The organism is Micromonospora sp. 4G55 (assembly GCF_016803375.1).
On sequence record NZ_JAEVHN010000396.1, the window covers coordinates 1 to 5,782 of the forward strand.

The 5,782-nt window shown below is 74.9% G+C and carries 5 protein-coding genes and 3 pseudogenes; 2 read left to right on the top strand and 6 right to left on the bottom strand.

Annotated elements, in window-relative coordinates; genetic code table 11:
• The 4 genes and pseudogenes from JNW89_RS25425 to JNW89_RS25440 form a co-directional block, all read right to left on the bottom strand.
• Positions 1-406, bottom strand: a pseudogene (locus tag JNW89_RS25425) (carotenoid biosynthesis protein); the annotation flags it as partial.
• Entirely contained in the window at positions 406-990 is a 585-nt protein-coding gene (locus JNW89_RS25430; protein ID WP_238450820.1) for a GNAT family N-acetyltransferase, read from the bottom strand. The pseudogene JNW89_RS25425 and the gene JNW89_RS25430, both read right to left, overlap by 1 nt.
• Positions 987-1,397, bottom strand: a pseudogene (locus JNW89_RS25435) (spheroidene monooxygenase); the annotation flags it as partial. The pseudogene JNW89_RS25435 and the gene JNW89_RS25430, both read right to left, overlap by 4 nt.
• Positions 1,373-1,672, bottom strand: a pseudogene (locus JNW89_RS25440) (serine/threonine protein kinase); the annotation flags it as partial. The pseudogenes JNW89_RS25435 and JNW89_RS25440, both read right to left, overlap by 25 nt.
• Positions 1,673-1,788: 116 nt before the next feature.
• Here JNW89_RS25440 and JNW89_RS25445 point away from each other — a divergent pair.
• Together JNW89_RS25445 and JNW89_RS25450 are read left to right on the top strand one after the other, a co-directional pair.
• Positions 1,789-1,989, top strand: coding sequence for a hypothetical protein (locus JNW89_RS25445; RefSeq protein WP_088961023.1), 201 nt, complete (start codon positions 1,789-1,791; stop codon positions 1,987-1,989).
• Complete coding sequence (locus JNW89_RS25450; protein WP_238450822.1) at positions 1,989-2,789, top strand: site-2 protease family protein; 801 nt, start codon at positions 1,989-1,991, stop codon at positions 2,787-2,789. Before JNW89_RS25445 ends, JNW89_RS25450 begins: the two co-directional genes overlap by 1 nt.
• Positions 2,790-2,885: 96 nt before the next feature.
• On the opposite strand, the gene JNW89_RS25455 is transcribed toward JNW89_RS25450, so the two are convergent.
• Both JNW89_RS25455 and JNW89_RS25460 read right to left on the bottom strand, forming a co-directional pair.
• Positions 2,886-3,884, bottom strand: coding sequence for an aldo/keto reductase family protein (locus JNW89_RS25455; RefSeq protein ID WP_238450824.1), 999 nt, complete (start codon positions 3,882-3,884; stop codon positions 2,886-2,888).
• A gap of 57 nt (positions 3,885-3,941) precedes the next feature.
• A partial coding sequence (locus tag JNW89_RS25460) for a WG repeat-containing protein (RefSeq protein ID WP_375155135.1) occupies positions 3,942-5,782 on the bottom strand: 1,841 nt, incomplete at its 5' end.

A 5,782-nucleotide genomic window follows, 5' to 3' on the forward strand; every position in this document is an offset into this window, starting at 1 on the left:
GCGGCCAGCCCGACGGCGGCCAGCGCGATCCGCCCGGGCCCGGACGAGGTCACCCGGACGGCGGCCAGCCAGGCGGGCCACGCCATCCAGGTCCAGGCCAGCGGATGATCAGCGGCACCCCGGCCAGCTTCGGACCGAGTTCGCCGGAGTAGTCGTAGCTGCCGAACGGAAAGCCGGTGGCGACCCCGAGGGCCTCGATCGCGAAGCCGCCGCCGGTGGCCACCGCGACCAGCGCCCCCGCCGTACGCGGGCCGCGGCGCAGCAGGGCGTGGCCGACCGCGAGCAGGTAGCCCAGCAGCACGGTGACCACGGTCAGCCGGGCCCGGGTCGGGCCGGTGGTGAGCGGGTAGCAGATCTGGGCGAGGACGAGGACGGCCAGCAACGCCCAGGCGGCTCGCCGTCGGATCACCGCGTCGCCGGGCCGGACCGGTCGGCGGCGGCCGGGTCGGCGGCGGCCAGTGGCAGGTCCCGGCCGAGCACGCCGAAGGGCCGCTCGTCGCCGGGGAAGTGGAAGTGCCGCAGCACGTCGACGAAGCCGAACCGCCGGTACAGCCGCCAGGCGCGCGAGGTCTGCTCGTCGGCTTCGGGGGTGGACAGCAGGGTGGTGGTGCCCTCGGCGAGCGTGAGCAGGGCGGTCAACTGTCGGGTGCCCAGGCCGTGCCCCTGCGCCGGTGGCCGGACGTGCAGCTCCACCACCTCGAAGCAGTCGGTCAGCCAGCGCCGGCGGGCCGCCGGGTCCAGTGCCCGGTGCACCTGGTCGTGCCACCACTGCCCGGGCGCGCCCAGGTAGCCGTACCCGAAGCCGGCCAGCCGGCCGTCGGTGGTGAGGCTGGCGACGGCGCGGAAGCCGGGGCGGCGCACGTGGGTGGCGATGTAGCCGCGGCGGGCCTCCAGCAGGTCGACGCGGTAGTTCATCGCCTCCCCGTAGACGGCGACCACGTCGTCCAGCCGCCGGACGAGATCGTCCGGCGTCCACCGCACCAACCTCATGCGTGTCCCTTCACCGTTGCCGCGTCGCCGTCGGCGACCCACCCCAGCACCGTCCGGTCGCCGACCACGTCGCGCACCTCGAACCGCGCGAAGAGCTCCTCCGCGTACCACCCCTCGGTGGGGGTGCGGCTGATCGCGGCGCGGTGCTCCGGGTGACGGTACGCGAACGCCACGAGGTCCGCGGGATCGCGCCACACGCTGACCGTGCCCTGCCAGCCCAGCGGGGCCTCGCCGACACCGAACCGGGCGAGCAGCCCGGGCGCGGCGTGCAGCGCGGCGGCGGCCTGCGCCACCACCGACATGGTCGACGTCGGGTCGAGCCGGCCGCGCGCCGGATCCAGGTGACCAGCGGCTCGCCGTCGACGTACTCCATCACCAGGTAGCTGACCTGGCTGCCGTCGGCCAGCGTCGCCGAGCCGAAGTCGTGCACCGCGACGATGCCCGGGTGCCGCAGGGCCGCCATCATCCGGGCCTCGGCGTGGAACCGGCTGGTGAACTCCGGGTCCTCCACCAGCGCCGGGAGCAGCACCTTCACCGCCACCTCGCGGTCCAGCAGCGTGTCGACACACCGCCAGACCGCGCCCATGCCGCCGGTCGCCACCCGTTCGCCCAGCCGGTACCGGTTGCTGAGCACCACTCCTTGAGTCAGCACCGCGCCACCGTACCGGCCGGGGACACTCATGGTGATCACCGGCCGGGCGTCGGCGGGGGTGAGCGTCGGGCCGCCGCGCGGACGGCCGACTACGCTTGCGGGGGTCCGTCCCCGGGGGACGGTGTAGCGGCGAGGGGAGACGCGGCATGGCGTGGAGCTGGCGGTACGAGGGCGCGAACGGCGCGTCGGTCGATGGACCGGCGGAGTCGTTCGGCAGTCAGGCGGACGCCGAATCGTGGATCGGCCAGACCTGGCGGGAGCTCGCGGCGTCCGGCGTCACCTCGGTCGCGCTCGTGGAGGACGACCGGGTGGAGTACCGGATGAGCCTGCTCCCGACGGCGGAGTGATGGGCTACGACCGCCCGGGCGGCGAGCCGCTGGTGCTCGGCGTGCCCCGGGCGGCGTTCCGGCCCAGCCCGGTCTTCCTGGCCCTGGTCGCGCTCTTCGTGGCCAGCGGGGCGATGGCCTGGAACCGGTTCGGCAACGTGCGGTTCGACGTGTTCCTCTTCGTGGTCTCGGGCTGGCTGGTCTCGCTCTGCCTGCACGAGTACGCCCACGCGGTGGTCGCGTTCCGGGCCGGCGACCGGGACATCGCCCACCGGGGCTACCTGACGTTGAACCCGTTCAAGTACACCCACCCGCTGCTGTCGATCGTGCTGCCGGTGGTGGTGGTGCTGCTCGGCGGCATCGGCCTGCCCGGCGGCGCGGTCTGGGTGGACCGGCACGCCATCCCGGGCCGGCTGCGGCACACCCTGGTCAGCCTCGCCGGCCCGGCCACCAACGTGCTGTTCACGCTGCTGCTGGTGGCGGCGCTGCGGATCGGCACGGGCACCCTCGGCGGGCCGATCGAGTTCTGGGCCGGGGTGGCGCTGCTGGCGTTCCTCCAGCTCACCGCGAGCGTGCTCAACCTGCTCCCGGTGCCCGGCCTGGACGGCGGCAACATGATCCAGCCGTGGCTGAACCCGCAGTGGCGGAAGATGTACGACATGTTCGCCCCGTACGGCTTCATCCTGCTCTTCGCGCTGCTGTGGAACCCGCGCATCGGCGGCTGGTTCTTCAACGCGGTCTTCGCGATCGGCGACCTGCTCGGCCTGCCGAGCTGGCTCTACGGCCTGGGGCTGGACCTGATCCGCTTCTGGCAGGGCTGAGTTCGGGAGCGCCGCGCAGCGGCGGGGCGGCTCCCGGTCGGCGTACCCGGGAAAGAGCCCGGGCCGGCGCGGACGCCGCGCCGGCCCGGGGGAGCGTCACGGCCGCTGGGCCGGGCTCTCGGTCTTCGCCGCGTCCCGCTCGGTGACCGGCTCGACGATCTCGTCGATCGCCTTGAGCAGGTCGGCGTCCAGCTTCACGCCGGCCGCCTTGACGTTGTCGTGCACCTGCTCGGGGCGGGACGCCCCGACGATCGCCGACGAGACGTTCGGGTTCTGCAGCACCCAGGCGATGGCGAGCTGCGGCATGCTCAGCCCGGCCTGCTCCGCGAGGGGCTTGAGCCGCTGCACCCGGGTCAGCACCTCGTCGGTCAGCCACTGGGCGATGAACCCGGCGCCGGACTTCTCGTCGGTGGCGCGGGAGCCGGCGGGCGGCGGCTGGCCCGGCAGGTACTTGCCGGAGAGCACACCCTGGGCCATCGGCGACCAGACGATCTGCCCGATGCCCAGCTCCTCGCTGGTGGGGACGACCTCGGTCTCGATGACTCGCCAGAGCATCGAGTACTGCGGCTGGTTGGACACCAGCGGGATGCGCAGCTCGCGGGCGAGCTGGTGGGCCTCACGGATCTGCGAGGCCTTCCACTCCGAGACGCCGATGTAGTGCGCCTTGCCGGCGTGCACGATGTCGGCGAACGCCGACATCGTCTCCTCCAGCGGGGTGCTGTAGTCGTACCGGTGGGCCTGGTAGAGGTCCACGTAGTCGGTGCGCAGCCGGCGCAGCGAGCCGTCGATCGACTCCATGATGTGCTTGCGGGACAGGCCCCGGTCGTTGCGGCCCGGCCCGGTCGGCCAGTAGACCTTGGTGAACACCTCGAGGCCCTCACGGCGCTCGCCCGCGAGCGCCTTGCCGAGCACCTCCTCGGCGCGGGTGCCGGCGTAGACGTCGGCGGTGTCGAAGGTGGTGATGCCGGTGTCCAGGGCGGCGCGAACGCAGGCCAGCGCCGCGTCCTCCTCGACCTGCGAGCCGTGGGTGATCCAGTTGCCGTACGAGATCTCGCTGACCATCAGGCCGGAACGGCCCAGGTGTCGGAATTCCATGCCCCGACCCTAGTCCGCTCCGATCATGACCACCGGACGGCGCGGCGGCGGGGTGGTTCAGAGCACCGGATGCGCGTCGGTCAGCAGCAGGTCGATCTCGGCCAGCACCGCGTCCGGGCCGGGGTGTACCGGGTCGATGAGCGGCTCGCCGCGCCGGTCCAGCGCGCCCCACCGGCCGGTGCGGTCGTTGGCCAGGAACGCCACCGGGTGGATCACCAGCTCCGGGTGGGCCGGCGCGACCAGCAGCCTGCCCGTGCGGTCCACCACGCCCCGGAAGCCGCCCAGTTCCACCACGGCCAGCCCCTCGTCGGTGAAGCCGTCGAGCCGACGGCCGTCGGCCAGCGCGGTGCGGAAGCCGTGGTAGCGGGTCGGGACGACCAGCCGGCCGGTGCGGTCCACCGCGCCCCAGCCGCCGCGGCGCACCGCGGCGACCCCGGCGGTGAACGGCCGGGCGTCCTCGAAGCCCGCCGGCACCAGCACGGTGTCCTCGGAGTCGATCGCCATCCAGTCCGCCTCGCCGCCGAGCGAGACCCAGGCCAGGCCGTCGGAGAAGGCCCGCACCGCCGCGTACGAGGGGCCGATCAGGGTGCTGCCGGCCTCGTCGATCAGCTCCCAGCCCGGCGCGTCCGGGCGGCGTACCCAGGCCAGGCCTTCACGGAACGGCTGCGCCTCGGCGTACCGGTAGTCGAGGACCAGCTCACCGTCGGCGTCCGCGTACCCCCACCGGCCCAGGCCGCCGTCGAGCGTGGGCACCGGCGACTTGCGCCCGCGCAGCACCTCCTCCCGGCTGCGGGGGTACGGCCCGAAGCCGCCCCGGGCGGCGGCCCGGGTGTGCACCGCGTCCAGGCAGACCCGGATCCGCTCGGTCAGCTCCGGGTCGTCGGCCCGGCGCAGGTCCAGGGCGCGCTCGAAGTGCTCGCAGGCCTCCATCAGTCGGCCCTGGTCGTAGCAGGAGCGGCCGGCGTGCTCGTGCAGCGCCGCCCGCAGCCGGTCCGGCAGTTCGGCCGAGTTGGCCTCGGCGAAGAGCCGGTCCGCCTCGGCGAACTCGCCCTTCCAGCGCAGCACCTCCGCCAGCCGGGCCCGGGCCAGCGCGGTCCGCCGCAGCTCGCCGGTCGCGTCCGCGTAGGTGAGGGCGAGCCGGCCGTCGGCGAGCGCGTCGTCCAGGTCGTGGACGACCCGGGAGACCACCGCGCGCAGGCTGAGCAGCCGCGCCCGGGCCCGGTTGTCCAGGGACGCGCCGAGCTTCTCGGTCAGCCGCCGGCGCAGCGTCCGCAGCTCGTCGGCGTCGTCGACGACCTCGCGCAGCGTCTCGGGGTCCAGCCGCCACCGGTACGCGGCCAGGACCTGCTCCGGGTCGGCCGGCGGCTCGGCCGGCGCGGTGGTGGTGGCCTCCGGGGTGGTGGCCGGCCGGTCCGCCGTGGCCGTCTCCGCCTCGGCGGCCGGCGGCGTGGCCGTGTCCGCCGGCTCCGCCAGCCGGGCCCGGGCCAGCGCGGTCCGCCGCAGCTCGCCGGTCGCGTCCGCGTAGGTGAGGGCGAGCCGGCCGTCGGCGAGCGCGTCGTCCAGGTCGTGGACGACCCGGGAGACCACCGCGCGCAGGCTGAGCAGCCGCGCCCGGGCCCGGTTGTCCAGGGACGCGCCGAGCTTCTCGGTCAGCCGCCGGCGCAGCGTCCGCAGCTCGTCGGCGTCGTCGACGACCTCGCGCAGCGTCTCGGGGTCCAGCCGCCACCGGTACGCGGCCAGGACCTGCTCCGGGTCGGCCGGCGGCTCGGCCGGCGCGGTGGTGGTGGCCTCCGGGGTGGTGGCCGGCCGGTCCGCCGTGGCCGTCTCCGCCTCGGCGGCCGGCGGCGTGGCCGTGTCCGCCGGTGGCGTCGCCGGGTCCGACTCGGGTTCCGCTTCGG

What these genes read in the sequence shown, in the direction of transcription:
- JNW89_RS25430 (WP_238450820.1), bottom strand. Translation starts at nt 990, where the DNA reads ATGAGGTTGGTGCGGTGGACGCCGGACGATCTCGTCCGGCGGCTGGAC.
- JNW89_RS25445 (WP_088961023.1), top strand. Translation starts at nt 1,789, where the DNA reads ATGGCGTGGAGCTGGCGGTACGAGGGCGCGAACGGCGCGTCGGTCGAT.
- JNW89_RS25450 (WP_238450822.1), top strand. Translation starts at nt 1,989, where the DNA reads ATGGGCTACGACCGCCCGGGCGGCGAGCCGCTGGTGCTCGGCGTGCCC.
- JNW89_RS25455 (WP_238450824.1), bottom strand. Translation starts at nt 3,884, where the DNA reads ATGGAATTCCGACACCTGGGCCGTTCCGGCCTGATGGTCAGCGAGATC.